The following is a 16,570-nucleotide window of genomic DNA, read 5'->3' on the forward strand; positions in this document are numbered from 1 at the left end:
TTTTATCCTGCCATCGGTCGGTTGTGGTGCATGCCGCTCCCGCGCTCGTACTCCATGACACGCCAGAGCTCGACATCATGCGATGAGAGCTGCAACACGTCATGGTTCACCCCCTGCGTCACCCTGAGCAACGAAGATCGCTTTCGGATGTGACTGATCCTCGGCATCGGGCTGCTCCGGAACGGAAGCAGAGGTGCCATCCGGTTGCTTGTCCGTGACGCGGTCCGCGACTGTCCGGCCGTCAACTGAGCGCGGGACGAACAGCGGCGCCTCGCGCCAGTCGGGTGGCGGTGATGACACAGCCGGAGCGCCGGGCGATGGCATCGTTGCGCCTAGCGCCGGTGCAAGCAGATCGACATAGGCGCGCGTTTCGGCGGGCAGCGGACGGCCTGTCGCGAGGTGCTCGTCGTACCGATCGGGACCGGCATTGTATGCCGCGAGCATCGCCGGAATTGTGCCGTAGCGGTCGTACATTTCGCGCAAATAGGCCGCGCCCGCGATGATATTGTCGCGCGGGTCGAAGGGATCGGAGCCGAGCCGGTATCGAACCCGCAGATCATCCCAGGTCGCCGGCATGACCTGCATCAACCCCTGTGCGCCGGCATGGGAGACCGCGCGTGTGTTGCCTGCGCTTTCAGCACGCATGACGACGATAATCCAGCGTTCAGGAAGGCCGAACCGCTGCGCCGCTTCAGTAATATGGGCTGCAATGGGATCGCCGACTTCATGCTGTCCGGTTGGCGTTGGTTGCGCAGATGCGTGGCCGGTGTCGAGCGCAACGGTGACTAGGCCGGAAAGGAGAAGGAGGACGATACGGCCGCAGGGGCCGCACCGCCGCAATGTTGCTGACGGACCGATGAGCGGCATCGATCAGTCCTGCTCGTCGCGCTTCTTCGGGCGTGTCCAGTGCAGGCCCCAGTCGCGTCCATCCTCGTCCGACTGGAACAGCCGGGCGCGCACCGGAAACGCGAATGCCGGGTCGTCGCGGACGACGGAAATGAAGGTGCCGGCGCGGTCGCCGGTATGTTTCCAGCCTGCACCGACCTCGGGTCCGGCCTCATCGCCGAGATGAACGCGGTAGGCAGGCGCGTTCTCGCTGTCGGCAACCTCGGCCGCAACGAAGGTGAGCTCGCAGTCGAAGGACAGCGAGCGCATGCGACCGCTATAGCCGTCTGGTGTGCGCGTGAATTGTCCGATCTGGGGCATGATGAACTCCTGTTTGGATGCGACGAGATTGCAGGAAGGCGCGCGTCGTCACCGCGTCGGCGCGCGCCAGACGAAGCGGCCGTTTCCGTCTTCGTCGGTGTAGAGGGGGATGGCCCGGCCGATGACGGTCGTGGCCGAAAGCGGGCCGAAATAGCGGCCATCCAGGCTATCGGGGACTTGCCAATTCATGAGGAAGAGTTCGTCGGTCGCGACGGCGCGGCAGCCGCTCCAGACCGGCAGTGGGCGGTCGAGCCGATCGCGGTCGAGCGCCTTGCCCATTTCGATTCCGTCGACCGTGATGGTGCGGCCGATGCGGCATACGCGCTGTCCCGGCAGGCCGAGGACGCGCTTCAGGACCGGCACGTCGCGGCCGATGTAACCGCGCTCGACCATGAAGTCCTCAAGCGGCTCGGGTGGCATGACCACGACGAGATCGGGAACGTCGAGATGCTCGGCGGGCTCGATCCGATAAAGGCCGATCGGTGCGCTGGCCGACACGTTCCAGACGAGCTTGAGCGATGTCGGAATGACGGCGACCGCGGCGACACCCATCGCGACGAAGTAGGTCGCCATGACATAGCCGAAGCGGGTCATTGTTCGATCTCCCGCCGCTTGAGCCATGCCTGATGGCGCTCCAGGGTGTAGGGACGCGTCTCCTGGCCGGCAGCCATCCGGTGCGCGACATGACGCCAGTGATCGGGGGCGGCGTCGCAGGGATCGACGCCGGCGGCTTCCACCGCGTCGATATGCTGAAGCACCTTCTCGACCTTGGGCCAGCCCTCGATCTTGAGCAGGATTTCGCCGCCGGGACGGACGAAGGGCAGCGTCTGGTATGCGGCGCTGGGTGCGGCGGCGCGCACGATGTCGATGCGCGAGATGACCGTGCCGTAGTCGTTGGCCGCCCAGCGCACGAAGGCGAAGACGGCGCCGGGCCGAAAGGAGACGACGCGTCGGCGTCGGTCGATGATCCGCTCGCCGGTCCCGCGGCCGAAGCGAATCCAGTATTCGATCCGCTTCTCGATCCAGGTGAGTTCGACATGGGTGAGCGCATCGGGATTATAGGCGGACGGCGTCGGGCCGCCGCCAACGCGGGGGGCCGCGGTGCCGGTCATGAGAGGTCTCCTTCGTCTTCTGGGAATTCCCGCGCGAGCAGGTCACGCAGCATATCGGCGACCGTGACGCCGCGCTGGAACGCGGCGATCTTGATGCGGCCGCGCAACTCAGGCGTGATGTCGATGGTCAATCGCGCGGTGTAGCCGGGTGTCCTGCCATCGCGGGAGGCAGCATCGGCGGATTTGATCCATTGCTCGGGATCGGCGGGCCTGGCGGCGAATGTGCGGCGGTTCGGACGTTCGCTCATGGCGACGCCTTTCCGGCGACGATGCGGACGATCTGATCGGCCAGGGCCGTGATCTCGCGCGCGGCCACTGCGGCATTGTCGACTTCGGAGACCAGGCGACCGGTCTGCGCGGCGGCCGCGAAGGCGATACGCTGCCCGACGGTGGCGGGGAGAACTGGCGGATCGTGATCGGCCAGCGCCGCGCCCGTTTCGCGGGCGAGCACGGTGCGTGTTGCACACCGGTTCAGAACGAAGCGTGCGACGAGTTCGGGCCGATAGATGCGCGCCTCGTTGACGAGCGCCAGCATCTCGGCCGACGCCCAGCCATCGAGCGGCGACGGCTGCACGGGAATGAGAACGAGGTCGGCGGCGAGCAAGGCCGAGCGCATCAATCCGGCGACGCGCGGCGGGCCGTCGATGACGACATGATCGGCGTTGCGTGCAAGCTCGGGTGCCTCGCGATGAAGCGTATCGCGTGCCAGGCCGACGACGCCGAAGCGGCGAGGAAGATGCTCGCGGGCGCGCTGCTCGGACCAGTCGAGGGCCGAACCTTGCGGGTCGGCGTCGATCAGCGTGACGCGATTCCCGCGCTGAGCCCATTCACCGGCGAGATGCAGGGCGAGCGTTGTCTTCCCCGTGCCGCCCTTCTGGTTGAGCAACGCGACGATCATCGCTTGCCTCCCGATTGACGATCGAGGTGCAGCTTCGATGTGCCTGATCGGATCGCGGAAGCGTTCGCACCACGGCCTTTCGAAGCGCCTGGCGCAGGGTTTTGAGCGATGTTTTCCACATCGCGCGCGCCCTCTACAGAGTTAGATTCTTTGTTAGACTCTAAGTTACGGGCGCGATTTTTCTTTTTTGTCCCGCACGTTAAGTCCGATTTGGGTTCCCGATAGCACGAGCCTCGGGTTCCTGATGGCACGATAGCGCGGGTTCCCGATAGCACGACGCCGTCCACAGGTTTTCCACAGGCCGGATTCGACTCGAAGGCGAGCAAAGTCCGGCCGGCCGCCTCGACCTCGAGAGACAGCGTGTATCCGGGCAGCGGCTGGCGACGGATGATGTGGCGCAGCTCGAAGGCGAAGCGCTTATAGGGCGACAGGCTGCCCGATTTCTGGTGGAGATGGTGGAAGTCGAAACGCCAGCCCCCGCGCTGGCGGCCGCCATGCTTGCGCACCAGGCGATAGAGCCAGCGATCGAGCCCGCCCGTCAGGGCGAAGTAAGCACGATCGATGGTCAGGACGAGCCCGTCGTCGAGCACCGCGCGATAGAACCAGTCCGGCACGATCAGCTCGATTCCGTCCGGCCGGCCTTGGTGGTCGGTGCGCTCCTGCCATTCGTTGATCCAGGAGAAGCGATGGCGACGACCTTCGCTCGGCTGACGGATCGAGGTGGAAACCGTGGTGGATTGGAGACGGTCGAGGGCAGCCTTGAGGCGCTGGTAGTCGCGCATCGACGTGCCGCGGCCGACGAAGGTCAAGATTTCATAGGGTGTCGCCGCCATCAGGCGCGACGTGCTAAATCCCGCGTCGCGAGCCTCGACGATCTGGCTTGCAGCCCAGATGAGGATGTCCGCATCCCAGATGGTCGCCATGCCGTGCTCCGGCACGGCTTCGACGCGGATCATGACGCCGCCGACGGTGAAATCGATTGGAGCGATGCGATGGGATTTGGACAGGGAGAAGAAAGGATAGGCCATGAGATCCTGCGCGTCTCGTGGCGCGAAATCTCCGGGGAGCGCCCGAAACAGGTCGAGCTGTCCGCGCTCCGACAGGGATCGACGCCGCGCCGTCATTCGTGAAACCGCGCGCGCTCAGCGCGCGTGACGGCCGGGTTGCGGACTGGCGGGGAGCGTCTGGGGCTTCGCGGGCAACACGCGCCCGCGCGGGTCCGAGGTGGACGTCACGGCGCCGCGCGCGGCCCAGGCTTCGAGGTCATCGACGGCATAGACGACGCGGCCGCCGAGCTTTCGGTACGCTGGACCCGTTCCGTAGGTGCGGTGCTTTTCTAGGGTGCGAGCGGAGAGGCTAAGGAATTCGGCAGCTTCCTTCGTGCGTAGGAAGCGCGGCGGCAGTGCGGCGTGATCGGTTCGCATGGATCGGACCTCCGTGGGGTAGCCGGTGACCGCTGCGGTTCAGCGGCGAATGGCCACCACGGTGGAGGAGAAGGAACAGCGCGAGGGAGTGCGAAAAACTAAATTCGGACCCGCACCCCTGGTTGGCCAGTGAAGCGAATATTTCTTGGATGCAGTCGGCCCGAATTCATGCACAATCTGGCTAGGCGTCGTTTCTTGGAGATTATGAAGGCATGACTTCGGAAGAACTTGCCATAGTTCGCGCCGCGTTTGCGAAGCAGATTTGCGCTGTGGCGGGCGTTGCGGACAATGTAGCTCTCGAGCGGGCATTCCGCACAGTGCGCCGTGAAGACTTCCTTGGATCAGATCCCTGGCAGATTATTGATTTCTCGCGATCTCCCGCGCGTCTTCCGGCGAATGATCCGGTCTATGCCTATCAGGATGCACTCTTCGTGCTGTCGTCATGGCGTGGCGTTAACAATGGCGGGCCATCCTTGCATGCAAGGCTGCTGAGCGCGCTTGCGCCGCAGCCTGGAGATACTGTGGTGCATCTCGGTGCCGGTACCGGGTATTACACGGCCATCCTCGCAGAGCTTGTGGGCCCGAAAGGACGAGTCATTGCTATAGAGATCGATGAAGCACTGGTGCGGATTGCGCGACCCGCTCTCCAGTCCTACGCGAATGTGGAACTCGTCGTCGATGACGCCACCGATTGGCCGAAAGACAAGGTCGATGGGATCTATATCAACTTCGCGTCTCTCTCTCCGCGCGACAGATGGATTGATGGCCTCGCCGATAGAGGACGCTTGGTCATACCGCTCGGTGTTCCGGGCAAACCAATGCGACCTGCTGGTCCGCGTTTCTCTCGTCACGGAGCTGCCTTTCTCCTCCAGCGCATGGCTACGGGGTTCTCCGCTGCACAGATTTGTCCAGCTTACTTTGTCCACGCCGAGGGACGTGCTGGAAACGACGACTCCGGCGAGACGGAGAGGCTGCAGGAGGCATTCCGGCGGTCGGGTGCTGAGTTCGTCCGCAGCTTTATCTGGCGCTCGCCCGCTGACGCGTCACGCTGCTGGATCTCGTCGCCGCATTGGGCGCTGTCATACGATCCGCTAAAGACCTGAAAGCACGGGCGATTGGCGGCGCAGCGGCGCCATGCGGGAGGAACCAGCGGACTACCATTGCTGGATTCGATGTTTGTAAAGCAGCGTCCGATAGCCGCCGGCGACAAGGTCGAAGCCGCTACGAACCCGACGCATCACGAGGTCGCGCAACGGCATCGACTTCCACAAAGTCGCGCTTTCACGCTCGGCGCCGAACACGGCCTCCGCGATGTCCTGATATGTGGCGCCTGCCCGTCGGGCATCGATCGCCCGGAGCATTTCGATGAGATGGCGCCTGCGCTGGGCTGTGAGTCGAATGTCTGGTGTCGCTCGATGATAAACGAGAGCATCTCGGAAGCGGAACAGCGCGTCGACGCGATCATGGAGAAGTGGATCGACAGGCGCGAGGGCGGCTACAGGGCCACGGGGCGCCTCACCGTCAAGGGCAATAGCGGCGAAACGCTCACCGGCGAGGACGAAGCGGAGATAGAGGCCTTCCTCAGCCGACCTGGCGCTGATCGGATCGGCGGCGATTGTTGCCGTGATCAAGCCCGGTACGATTATCGGTGCCAGAATGACTGCGGCCGGATCGACTGCGGGGCTCCAGAAGATGTCGGCACTCGTGGCGGGTAGGTTCGGAGGTATCGGGGAAAGCGCAACCCCCAGTGCGCGTTCAGCGCCGCTACGGCTCGGTCATCCAACGGACTCGAAGCCGCGACTTCCCGCTGATAGTCGGAGTTGCGCCGGAGAAATTCCCAGGCGAGTTCCGCCGGGTTCAGGTCTTCAAGATACCGATACGCCTCGTCGTCTCGCCACTTCGCCTGCGCCACCATTCCGATCCCCTCTCAGACTCCATGCAGCGGCTCCGCATGTGTTTGGAGGGTTGCTGCAAAGTCGAATTCTGGATAGTCGGGCTGCCGACAAATGGCGATGCGATCAGTGCATCACCTTGCCCCCTAGTGGTAGGCGGATCGCAGAAGTTCGCGGTAACCGTTCTCCGTCATCCACCGTGCACGGACGAGATGAGACCTCGTGGATCCGCATGGCGCGTTCGGGTTGTTTGTCAGGATCGAGACCGAAGATGATGCGGACCACTTCAGCCCAATGTGCCGATTCCGCCTCTGCGTCGAGCAATCGCAGATAGGTCACGAAATGAGCGCGGTCATAGTCTGTCAGATGCTCGCTCTTCGGTGGCTCATCCATGAAGTCGGGTTTGCTCATGTGTGCTCCTATGTCCTGGCGCGGAGCCGCAATTCGCTATGGTTAACGCAATTCCACGAAGATTGTAGAGGGGTTCCGCGAAATCGATGCGACGGAGGCAGCGCATGGGCACCAACGAGCAGGTTTTTATTAGACCGGCGTTTCCTAATCCTGCTTCGCTGCGGCATGAACGATCATCACTCCTTCGCCTCGGTCAGAGTTTAGGAGAACAACGCCATTCGCTTCGAACGCCCGGCGGACCTGATCGCGCGTGGTCTCGTACACCCTCAGATCGTTTTCCGATTCGAGGCGCTTGAGTGCGGTCAGCGATATTCGGGCCTTGTCAGCGAGCGTCTCCTGCGTCCAACCAAGCAACGCGCGCGCGGCCCGCGACTGTCGGGCAGTGATCATGCATGATCACCTCCTACAGTCACGAATGCGTACGCCATAACTACGGCTATTTTAGTCGCTCTTGGTGTGCCTTGCCAGTGAAAATCTACACGATTGAACGAACTTGCGCGGTCGGAGAAGGACCGATTCGGTCGCCGGGTGAGGAGGACAATGTCCTCCTCACGTCAGGAGAAGGGGTCGATTTCCTCGACGATCGTGTCGTCGTCGCCATCGTATTCGGCGGTGGGCATGACGCTCATCGTTCCGTCACCGGCGCGGAAGATCACGATCGAGGTCATCAGCGTGATGGCGAGGCTGAACGCGTAGGCGTGGGCATCTGTGAAGGACATTTTCCGGCTCCTGTCTTGTGGGCGGGAACCATTCCCCGCTCGACAGGCGCCCGAAGTGTTCGGGCACGGACGCGATCACCGCCGGGGCGAAGCACCGGACGGCGGCATGCTTTGCATAGTCCGACCCTTTATGGGTTGATCGTGGAAGTCCGTGACGGAACCAAGGTTGGGCCCTCAAAGAGCGGGGTGGCCATGCCCGCAAGACAGGAGCCGCTGTCAGCGCGGCTTCGCATATGCCCTGCCGAAGCCTCACAGAACGCTCCAGATTGGACATGAGGGTATTTTCGCGCCCGGTGCAGGTGCAGCGTGAGATCCATTTTGACACGAAACGCCGTACTGGCCGGTCGGACGGAACCGAGGGATTGACGGCTCGCGAACGGGTGCAACAGCACTGCGTCCCGGATCGACAGGTTGCCCTTTCCGACCTGTTGCAATGAACGGTCCAACGCTTGAAAGCTGGGCGTCGATGCACTGAAAAGCCCGGCGGCGGTAGCCGCCGGGCCTTCTGCTGTTCCCGCTCAGAACGGGATGTCATCGTCGTCGATGAACTTGCCGTCTTGGCTTTCGGTCTGCTTCGCCCTGCTGAGGAAGTCGACCGTTTCGGCGATGATCTCGCAACCGTAGCGATCGTTGCCCTGCTGGTCGGTCCATTTCGTGTAGTGGATGCGGCCGCGAAGCAGGACCTTCATGCCCTTCTCACAATACTGCTGGACCGTCTTGCCGAGACCGTTGAAGCAGGTGATGCGGTGCCATTCGGTGTCCTGGACTCGGTAGCCGTTCTCGTCGCGAAGAACCTTGCCCTCGGCGTAGCGCGGCCGCGAGGTGGCGAGCGTGAAGTGGGTGATGGACGTGCCGCCCTGGGTGGTGCGGGTGTCCGGTTCCTGACCGATGTTGCCGGCGAGAATAACGATGTTCTGCATTTCAAGTCTCCGTTGCTTCAGCCAGAGGGACCGTCCCTCCGACGAGACCCGGAAAAGGACCGTCGGGAGACGTCTGCACTGACGCCTTGGAGGAAGTTCGACCCCCAAGGGCCGGAGTGGTGCGGGCAGGCGCGGAACGCGCCAACTCGGTCCGGCCCCGCGGGGGTTGCTGGCGGAAAGCGAACGGGCTTAGGGGATCACTCAGTCGGAAGGGATTTGGTCCTTCACAGAAGCGGAACGGAAGACAGGGACCAGAAACATCGTTCTCGCGGGGATCGACAGATCAGGCAGGATCCGGCACCGCACCGGCGGTGCACATGCACAGCCTGTCTCTCAGCGCCACCCGGCGCCGCGTTCGTGCTGGGCCACCGCGAAACCAGAAACAGCTTCCGGGCAACCGAATGGCGCCGCAGCGGCCGGTTCGGAAACCCGATGGTCCGGTCCAGCGAGGATTTGCGATCGGAGCGGGAAGTGTTCCGCGGCCTATCCACCACCAGCGGTACAGTCCATGCACGGAGCGGCAGCTATGTTGTGAGAGTCTGTCGACGAGGGATACGTGGGGAGGCGACATGGCAACCGCTGACGAAACGCCGATGCCCTCGACACGCCCCATTCGCGCCAGCCGGGCGCAATGACCCGGCGACAGTGGCCCCGGTTTGACCGGGCGAACCGGACGGCAAAGACGGTGCGTTCAGGCAGTCAGAACGCGCGTACCGAGCGCATTGAGATTGGCCATCGCGGCAAGGCCGACGACAAGACCGCCTGCGCCGCAGACGAGGTTGAGAGCGAGGGTCGAATGGATGGCGTCGTGGGTGACGCCATGCACGAGCGCGTAGCCGGCGACCATTGCCGGGACAGCAAAGACGGCGAGCGCCAGAAATCGCACGGCTGGGTTCTTGGCGAAACCGAGCAAGAAGATCACGATCCCGATCGAGAGCAGTCCCGCCCCGATGGCCGCGAGCGCGGAGAGGAGGAAGCCGGCGTCCGTGGCATGGACGAAGCGGAAGACGGTCAGCCCGACCATGAACGGCAAGGCATAGATCGCGAACCGGAACGCGAGAAAGCACAATGCGGTCAGCAGGGAGATGGCAAGCAGAATAAGCGTCATGGAAGCGCCTCCGTGGGATCTCTTGAGGGATCACGTCAGGCTGCCAGGGAATACGCTCCGCCTGCGACTGGGCTTCAATACCGGTTCTTCATCTCCCGCATATTCAAGGGCATTTTGTCGTGCCCCGTCAAGGAAAAGGCGGTCACGCCGCCTGGAAAGGCGGCGGCGCGTTATGCGCCGCCGTCGACCTTCATGACCGGGATTCCGAGCTTGCGGGCCTTGTCCGCGAGGTTCTCCTGAATGCCCGTGCCGGGGAAAACGAGGACGCCGACCGGCAGTGCGTCCAGCATGGCGTCGTTGCGCTTGAACGGTGCGGACTTGCCATGCTTGGTCCAGTCGGGCTTGAAAGCGATCTGCGCCACCTTGCGGTTGTCCGCCCATTTGGCGGCGATCAGCTCGGCACCCTTGGGCGAACCGCCATGCAACAGCAGCATGTCGGGGTGCTTGACGTGAACCTGGTCGAGCCGCGCCCAGATCAGGCGATGGTCATTGAAGTCGAGCCCGCCCGTGAGCGCCACCTTGGTGCCGGCGGGTAGCATCACTTCGGTTTCCGCCCGGCGCCGGGCGGCGAGGAAGTCCCGGCTGTCGATCATCGCCGAGGTCAGGTTGCGGTGGTTGACCATCGAGCCCGAGCGGGGCCGCCAGTGAGTGCCGGTATGGCGCTCGAACTGTTCGGCGGCGACATCACGGAAGAGCTCCATGCTGTTGCGCCGTTCGATCAGCGTCTGTCCCTCGGCGGTCAGGCGTTCGAGCTCCGCGGATTTCACCTCGCTGCCATCCTGCTCGCGCTGGAGGCGGCGCTGCGTCACCTCATTGTCGTCAAGCTCACGCTCGACGCGGTCGGTGGCACGGTGGAAGAGATTGACCGTCGACCAGAGCAGATCGTCGAGATCGGGTTCGAGGCGGGTCTCTCCCAGCGTCGCGATGAGCGCGCCGAAGATGTCTGCGACCGCGCCGGCGACGACTTCGCCTTCGGGAAGCGGTCTCGGATCGGCTTCGTCCTGAAAGGGGCGCCAGCCGTAGAGCTGGAGTTCGGTGAGAACGTGATCGGTCGGGGATGAGGTGTGAACGGGTTCAAAGCCTGTATCGTCGTCTTCGTAAGTCATCGGGTGGCTCCCAGGTCTGGAGACCGCGCCCATCGCGGCCTTCGCAGGCGTCGAAAGCCCACGGGCGGGACGGGTTGGCAGCCCGAACTACGTGAGGCCTTGATGGCGAAGCCCGGCTATTTTGATTCGCGCTGCAAAGGCGGGGCGGTCCGGGGTCCCCGCGCGACCTGTCGCGTGGGGTGGATCCCCCGCCGGCGGAAAATAGCCGGAGCGCCGCCATTGCCGGCCCGGCCCGATTGTGGGCCGATCGCCCTCTCGAAGAAGGCCGTGGGTGTGGCTTTCCCGACAGCGGGCACATCTCGATCACGGAAGACGAGACAGGATGCCGCCGGTCGTGCCGCCCCGACCGACACTCTCAGCCGTCCATGAATCTGGCGACATCCTGTGGTCGAAGCTGCTCCCTCAAGGCCGCGCGCATGGCATCGGCGCCCAGCTCTCGCAGATCCTCGTTGAAGTCGTCGCGCAGGGGCGTGAGCCCGATTGCCTCGATCCCCTGACCCGTCGCTCTGGCGATCAGGCTTTGCCGCGCATTGTCACCGGCCGGGTCGCGATCGCGCAGGACGTAGAGCCGCCGCAGGTCCGTTGGAAACGCAATGGCTGCGAGATGAGCCGCCGAGAGCGCCGCGAGCATCGGCATTTGGGCCAGCACCATGCGGGGCGAAAGCACCGTTTCGATGCCTTCGCCCGCCGCCAACACCTCTCCGGCCACACCGAAGCGAACCGCATGGCCGAGCAGGTCGCCCATCGCCCGTCGCGGCGTGTCGATCGACGCCTTGCCGAGGGTCACCTCGCTGAAGCCGTTGGGATCGAGCCAGGTCCGGTGAGCGCCGGTTTGGTGGCCGTCGAGATCGGTCACCGAGGCAATCAGGGCCGGCCAGGCCTCGGTCGGCGCATGCTCGTCGGGTCGGTAGTAGCAGCGCGAATGGAACCGCAATGATCCGGTTCCGTGCAAAGCCGTAATGCCGCGTTTGCGCAAATACGTTTCCGCGAGTGTGCCCGCGATCGGCTGCGCCATCGAAAACAGCCGCTTCGCCGCGAGTGGCGAACCCGTTGGTGCGGGCGCCTTACAGGCGTTGTGGGGTGCTGGCTCCGGTTCGGGATGCGGCAGACTGAGAAACCGCCGCGCCTCGTCGGCGACATCCTTGAAGTCGATCAGGCCGCAGCTCTCGCGGATGACATCGAGAAGATCGCCGTGTTCAGACGTTGCGGCATCGGTCCATTTGCCCGCTGCACCCTTGCCGGATTCGGGGCCGGTCAGGCGCACGAACATCGAGCGCCCCGGCGTGTTGCAAACATCGCCCACCATCCAGTAGCGTCCCTCGCGCCTGCCGCTGGGCAGATATTCGCGGCACACCGCCTCAGCCTGCCGGCCGAGACGGGTTGCCAGTTCGGAAGCGTCGTGACGGAACATCAGGCGGCCTCCCGTTCGCCGATGCGCTCGACCGGGAAGCGATCGAGCACGCGGCCGAGAACAGCCGGACCGGAGGCGTCGACTGGAACGAACATCCTGAGCTTCCAAGAGATGATCTCGTGGAAGAGACCATAGGCGGTGAGCCGCTCGCGCATCGTGTCGGTGAAGCCGGAGAGCTCGATGCGGTTGGCGCCCATGACGCGGCTGCGACGAAGCTGGAGCCCTTCGGCAAGGTCGAGAATCGTGCGCCCGTCCATCAGTGCGGTGAAGGCGTCATCCGCGGAGATGGTCGTGCTGCCGGTCGCCGTCGCCGTGGCTGCCCAGGCGGGCGAGACCTTGCGGCCGATGATGCGCTCGCCGTCATCGGTCTGGAGCCGATAGACTCGGCTGGAGTCGTTGGGCAGACGCTTCCAGATCGGCAGCAACAGGCCGGTCACGACATGGATCGTGCTCTCGGAGAACGCCGGTACCTCAGCAACCTCGTTCTCCCAGGCGACAGCGAACGCTGCGCGGTCAGCTTCCATCCAGCGGGTCTCGCCCATCATCCTAACGGGGAGGTTGTGGGCTTCCATCGGACGGATGAGCCGAACACGGCGTTCCACCTCACCATCGTCAAGCATGACGCTGGTCGTGGGGATCTGGACGGCGACACGGCCAGAGCGCTCATTGATCAGGAGCCGCGCACACGGATCGTCGAGATGATCGAAAGCCTCGTCCAGCGTGAGCGGACGGTTGCGGTCGCGCTGGGTGATCGTGAGCAGCCGGGTTTCCGCGCCGGTGCCCGGATGGGTGTAGATGGTCTCGCTCCCGGTGACGGTGAAACGCTCGGCCACCAGCGTCTCCAGTCCGACATCATAAGTGCCGCTGGCGATGGCACCCTCGATCTTGGCGTTCAGCAATTGCTCGAAGGCAGTGAAGAGGATGCCTTGAAGCTCGATGGTGAGCGCCAGCAGGCGGTTGAGGAAGGTGGTGATCGGCGGCAGGTCGTCCTTGATGCCGTTGGAATCCATCAGCTTCAGGCCGGTGGCGGTCTCGAACCGGTCAAGCGAGCAGCCCTCGACCTTGCCGCGCACGATCAGGAGATAGAGCTGACGCAGCGCATCGCGGGCATAGGCGCTTTCCAGATTATCCTCGGGCCGGAACAGGCCCTGACCACCGGTCTGGCGCTGGCCGCGGGTGATCGCGCCCAGCGTGTCGAGGCGACGGGCGATCGTGGAAAGGAAGCGCTTCTCCGCCTTGACGTTGGTCGCGACCGGGCGGAAGAGCGGCGGCTGCTCCTGGTTGGTGCGGTGCGTGCGACCGAGCCCCTGAATGGCGGCATCGGCCTTCCAGCCCGGTTCGAGCAGATAGTGGACGCGCAGCCGGGTGTTCCGCGCGGAGAGGTCGGCATGGTAGCTGCGGCCGGTTCCACCGGCATCAGAGAAGATCAGGACGCGCTTGTCGTCATCCATGAATGCCTGGGTCTCCGCCAGATTGGCGGCCGCTGCGCGGGTCTCGACGACAAGACGAACCATGCCGCCGGTATTGCGCTTGCGGACGATGCGGCGCGAACGCCCCGTGACCTCCGCCACCATGTCGGTGCCGAAATGCTGGACGAGTTGGTCGAGCGCGCCGGGCACGGGCGGCAGGCTGGCGAGCCGGGCGATCAGGTCATCACGGCGGGCGACGGCCTCGCGGCTCTCGACCGGCTGACCGTCGCGATAGACCGGGCGTGACGACAGGTTGCCCTCGCTGTCGGTGAACGACTCGTAGAGCTGCACCGGGAAGGAATGGGCGAGATAGTCCAGCACATATTCCCTCGGCGTGATGTCGACCCGAACGTCGTTCCACTCCTCGGTCGGCAGCTCCGCCAGGCGGCGTTCCATCAGCGCCTCGCCGGTCGAGACGATCTGGACGACGGCCGAGTGGCCCGCCTCCAGATCGGCGGCGATCGAGCGGAGCAGCGTCGGGGTCTTCATGCTGGTGAGCAGGTGTCCGAAGAAGCGCTGCTTGGCGGACTCAAAAGCCGAACGGGCGGCAGACTTCGCCTGTCGGTTCAGCGTCCCCTCGCTGCCGGTGATGTTGGCCGCCTCCATCGCCGCATCGAGGTTGTTGTGGATGATGGCGAAGGCGCCGGCATAGGCGTCGTAGATGCGAGTCTGCTCGGGGGTCAGTTCGTGCTCGACCAGTTCGTATTCGACGCCGTCGAAGCTGAGCGAGCGGGCGGTGTAGAGACCGAGCGCCCTGAGGTCGCGGGCAAGCACCTCCATTGCGGCGACGCCGCCGGCCTCGATCGCTTCGACGAATTCGGCGCGCGTGGCGAAGGGAAACTCCTCACCGCCCCAGAGGCCGAGCCGCTGGGCATAGGCGAGATTGTGGACCGTGGTGGCGCCGGTCGCGGAGACATAGACGATGCGCGCATCCGGCAGCGCATGCTGCAGGCGCAGGCCCGCGCGGCCCTGCTGCGAGGCCGCGACATCGCCGCGTTCTCCCTTGCCGCCACCGGCGTTCTGCATTGCATGCGCCTCGTCGAAAATGATCACTCCACCGAAGTCGGAGCCCAACCATTCGACGATCTGCTTGACGCGCGAAACCTTTTCGCCGCGGTCGTCGGACCGTAGCGTGGCGTAGGTTGTAAATAGGACGCCTTCCGCCAGCGTGACCGGCTTGCCCTGCGGGAAACGCGACAGGGGCGTGACCAGCAGGCGTTCCATCCCGAGCGCCGACCAGTCGCGCTGCGCGTCTTCGAGAAGCTTGTCGGACTTGGAGATCCAGACGGCTTTGCGACGGCCCTGAAGCCAGTTGTCGAGGATGATCGCGGCCGACTGGCGGCCCTTGCCGACGCCGGTGCCGTCGCCGATCATGAAGCCGCGGCGGAAGCGGATCGCGTTCTTTGCGTCCTCCGGGGCAGCGGACACGACATCGAAGGTGTCGTCGACCGTCCAGGTTCCGGCGAGATGGTCGGAATGGGCCTCGCCAGCATAGATGACGGTTTCGAGCTGCGCCCCGGACAGCAACTCGCCGATATTGACGGGAAGACGCGGTCGGTAGCTCGGCTTGGGCGGTGTGACGGACGCCATCGCGGCCGATTGCACCAGCTTCGTCGGATGGGGCTGCGTGTCGGGAATGCGGATCGCCTGAAGACCGTATTCCTCGTAAATCGCGTCGGAGAGCCGGGCGGTGTCGGCCACCTGCCAATCGGCAGCTTCATAGGCAAGCGGCTGTGCCTCGGGCTCGGCCGTCGGCGCAGGCGATGCGGCCTTGGCGGCACGGTTCAGATAGCCGCGCACGCTGCGAGGGGCCAGAGTCGCTGGCGCAGGCACCGCGACCGAAGGATCGAAGGGAAGCCGCTCCGGCAGGTGCTCGTCGACCCAGGACAGCAATGCCGCGGTGTCCGGTGCGACACCTGGCGATGCGGGAAATGCTGTCGGATCATCGGCGGGAACCTTGTCGATGACGGTCAGCCGGGTGGAGATCGTCGTGCCGTGCTTGGCGTAAACCGAGCCGTCGATCGCGGCGGAGAAGACGACACGGCCGCGTTCCTGCAGACGCGCGAAGGATGATGTCCAGGCCGGATGGTCGGGCGCCAAGCTGGCGCCGGTGATCGTCACCAGCCGGCCACCGGGCGCAAGGCGTGCCAGCGCCGAGGCGATGTGGCGGAAGGCGGCGTTGGCGACGCGGCCTTCGACATTGGCCATGACCGAGAATGGCGGGTTCATCAGGATCACGCTCGGGATCATTGCCGGGTTGAGATGGTCGTGGATCTGCGCGGCGTCGAAACGGGTGATATCCACCGCCGGAAAGAGGGAGGCGAGCAGGTCGGCGCGCGTCTCGGCCAGTTCGTTGAGGGCGAGCGAGCCGCCGGCGATCTCGGCCAGAATGGCGAGGAGCCCGGTCCCGGCCGATGGTTCGAGAACACGATCCGCCGTGGTGATGGCGGCGGCGTGGGCAGCAACTAGGCCGAGGGGGACCGGGGTCGAGAACTGCTGCAAGTTCTGGGCTTCCTCGGACCGGCGGGTGTGGGTCGGAAGGAGCGCGGCAATCTTCGACACGGCGGAAAGCCGCGGAGCCGGAGAACCGGCCTTGCGGAAAAGCGCCTTTCCGTATTTGCGCAGGAACAGGATGGACGCCGCCTCGCAGGCGTCGTAGGCGGTTTTCCAGTCCCAGGCGCCGGTGGTATCGGAGGTGCCGAAGGCCGCCTCCATCGCCGCGCGCAATTTCGCGGCATCGATCGGCCGACCCTTTTCGAGATGTAGGAGAAGCTGCCCGGCGGCGGCAAGGATGGCCGAAGCGGGTCGGACATCGGAGGCGAGAGGGAGCGGCGCGGCCGGAGCGGCGGCGCGAGCGGAAGCATTGGTCATGGTGAGAACCTTAAGGAGAGCGG

General features: G+C 64.7%; 18 protein-coding genes and 1 pseudogene. 1 reads left to right on the plus strand and 18 read right to left on the minus strand.

The annotated features are described in order from the left end of the window. Positions 1 to 99 precede the first annotated feature (99 nt). The 8 genes from ABIN98_RS21995 to ABIN98_RS22030 are packed head-to-tail and all read right to left on the minus strand — an operon-like array spanning position 100 to position 4,640. Positions 100 to 867, minus strand: coding sequence for a lytic transglycosylase domain-containing protein (locus tag ABIN98_RS21995; protein WP_346913160.1), 768 nt, complete (start codon positions 865 to 867; stop codon positions 100 to 102). A gap of 3 nt (positions 868 to 870) precedes the next feature. Then, complete coding sequence (locus ABIN98_RS22000) at positions 871 to 1,206, minus strand: DUF736 domain-containing protein (RefSeq protein WP_346913162.1); 336 nt, start codon at positions 1,204 to 1,206, stop codon at positions 871 to 873. 48 nt (positions 1,207 to 1,254) lie between these two features. Continuing rightward, positions 1,255 to 1,800, minus strand: coding sequence for a S26 family signal peptidase (locus ABIN98_RS22005; RefSeq protein ID WP_346913164.1), 546 nt, complete (start codon positions 1,798 to 1,800; stop codon positions 1,255 to 1,257). Continuing rightward, entirely contained in the window at positions 1,797 to 2,318 is a 522-nt protein-coding gene (locus ABIN98_RS22010; protein WP_346913166.1) for a DUF2840 domain-containing protein, read from the minus strand. The genes ABIN98_RS22005 and ABIN98_RS22010 overlap by 4 nt, the downstream gene beginning before the upstream one ends. Further along, complete coding sequence (locus ABIN98_RS22015) at positions 2,315 to 2,566, minus strand: hypothetical protein (protein ID WP_346913168.1); 252 nt, start codon at positions 2,564 to 2,566, stop codon at positions 2,315 to 2,317. The genes ABIN98_RS22010 and ABIN98_RS22015 overlap by 4 nt, the downstream gene beginning before the upstream one ends. Then, a complete protein-coding gene (gene parA / locus ABIN98_RS22020) occupies positions 2,563 to 3,216 on the minus strand; it encodes a ParA family partition ATPase (protein ID WP_346913170.1) in 654 nt (217 codons plus the stop codon). The genes ABIN98_RS22015 and parA overlap by 4 nt, the downstream gene beginning before the upstream one ends. Then, a complete protein-coding gene (locus tag ABIN98_RS22025; RefSeq protein WP_346913172.1) occupies positions 3,213 to 4,340 on the minus strand; it encodes a replication initiator protein A in 1,128 nt (375 codons plus the stop codon). The genes parA and ABIN98_RS22025 overlap by 4 nt, the downstream gene beginning before the upstream one ends. Positions 4,341 to 4,358: 18 nt before the next feature. Next, positions 4,359 to 4,640 carry a helix-turn-helix domain-containing protein gene (locus ABIN98_RS22030; RefSeq protein WP_346913174.1) on the minus strand — a complete coding sequence of 94 codons (282 nt, stop codon included), beginning with the start codon at positions 4,638 to 4,640 and terminating at the stop codon, positions 4,359 to 4,361. Between the two features lie 212 nt (positions 4,641 to 4,852). Here ABIN98_RS22030 and ABIN98_RS22035 point away from each other — a divergent pair, with 212 nt between their 5' ends. Next, positions 4,853 to 5,743: a methyltransferase domain-containing protein gene (locus tag ABIN98_RS22035; protein ID WP_346913176.1), complete on the plus strand. Its 891-nt coding sequence runs from the start codon at positions 4,853 to 4,855 to the stop codon at positions 5,741 to 5,743. 51 nt (positions 5,744 to 5,794) lie between these two features. Here ABIN98_RS22035 and ABIN98_RS22040 read toward each other — a convergent pair whose 3' ends face one another. The 10 genes and pseudogenes from ABIN98_RS22040 to ABIN98_RS22085 form a co-directional block, all read right to left on the minus strand. After that, the gene (locus ABIN98_RS22040; protein ID WP_346913178.1) at positions 5,795 to 6,271 is read right to left on the minus strand and encodes a DUF2285 domain-containing protein; all 477 of its coding nucleotides are present in this window, start codon (positions 6,269 to 6,271) and stop codon (positions 5,795 to 5,797) included. 11 nt (positions 6,272 to 6,282) lie between these two features. After that, positions 6,283 to 6,555, minus strand: coding sequence for a transcriptional regulator domain-containing protein (locus tag ABIN98_RS22045; RefSeq protein WP_394701583.1), 273 nt, complete (start codon positions 6,553 to 6,555; stop codon positions 6,283 to 6,285). Between the two features lie 123 nt (positions 6,556 to 6,678). Next, a pseudogene (locus ABIN98_RS22050) lies at positions 6,679 to 6,943 on the minus strand (DNA -binding domain-containing protein). A 144-nt stretch (positions 6,944 to 7,087) separates the two neighbouring features. After that, positions 7,088 to 7,333, minus strand: a complete 246-nt coding sequence (locus tag ABIN98_RS22055; RefSeq protein WP_346913180.1) for a helix-turn-helix transcriptional regulator — start codon at positions 7,331 to 7,333, stop codon at positions 7,088 to 7,090. A gap of 164 nt (positions 7,334 to 7,497) precedes the next feature. Then, positions 7,498 to 7,662: a hypothetical protein gene (locus ABIN98_RS22060; RefSeq protein ID WP_346913182.1), complete on the minus strand. Its 165-nt coding sequence runs from the start codon at positions 7,660 to 7,662 to the stop codon at positions 7,498 to 7,500. A 518-nt stretch (positions 7,663 to 8,180) separates the two neighbouring features. Further along, positions 8,181 to 8,582, minus strand: a complete 402-nt coding sequence (locus ABIN98_RS22065; protein WP_346913184.1) for a single-stranded DNA-binding protein — start codon at positions 8,580 to 8,582, stop codon at positions 8,181 to 8,183. Between the two features lie 691 nt (positions 8,583 to 9,273). Beyond that, positions 9,274 to 9,690 (minus strand): hypothetical protein, encoded by a 417-nt coding sequence (locus tag ABIN98_RS22070; RefSeq protein WP_346913186.1) that lies wholly within the window; start codon positions 9,688 to 9,690, stop codon positions 9,274 to 9,276. Between the two features lie 170 nt (positions 9,691 to 9,860). Next, the gene (locus ABIN98_RS22075) at positions 9,861 to 10,796 is read right to left on the minus strand and encodes a DUF2493 domain-containing protein (RefSeq protein ID WP_346913188.1); all 936 of its coding nucleotides are present in this window, start codon (positions 10,794 to 10,796) and stop codon (positions 9,861 to 9,863) included. A gap of 355 nt (positions 10,797 to 11,151) precedes the next feature. Then, complete coding sequence (locus ABIN98_RS22080; RefSeq protein ID WP_346913190.1) at positions 11,152 to 12,207, minus strand: toprim domain-containing protein; 1,056 nt, start codon at positions 12,205 to 12,207, stop codon at positions 11,152 to 11,154. Beyond that, the gene (locus ABIN98_RS22085; protein WP_346913192.1) at positions 12,207 to 16,547 is read right to left on the minus strand and encodes a strawberry notch family protein; all 4,341 of its coding nucleotides are present in this window, start codon (positions 16,545 to 16,547) and stop codon (positions 12,207 to 12,209) included. The genes ABIN98_RS22080 and ABIN98_RS22085 overlap by 1 nt, the downstream gene beginning before the upstream one ends. Between the last annotated feature and the right edge of the window lie 23 nt (positions 16,548 to 16,570).

The organism is uncultured Roseibium sp. (genome assembly GCF_963675095.2).
Lineage (GTDB): Bacteria > Pseudomonadota > Alphaproteobacteria > Rhizobiales > Stappiaceae > Roseibium.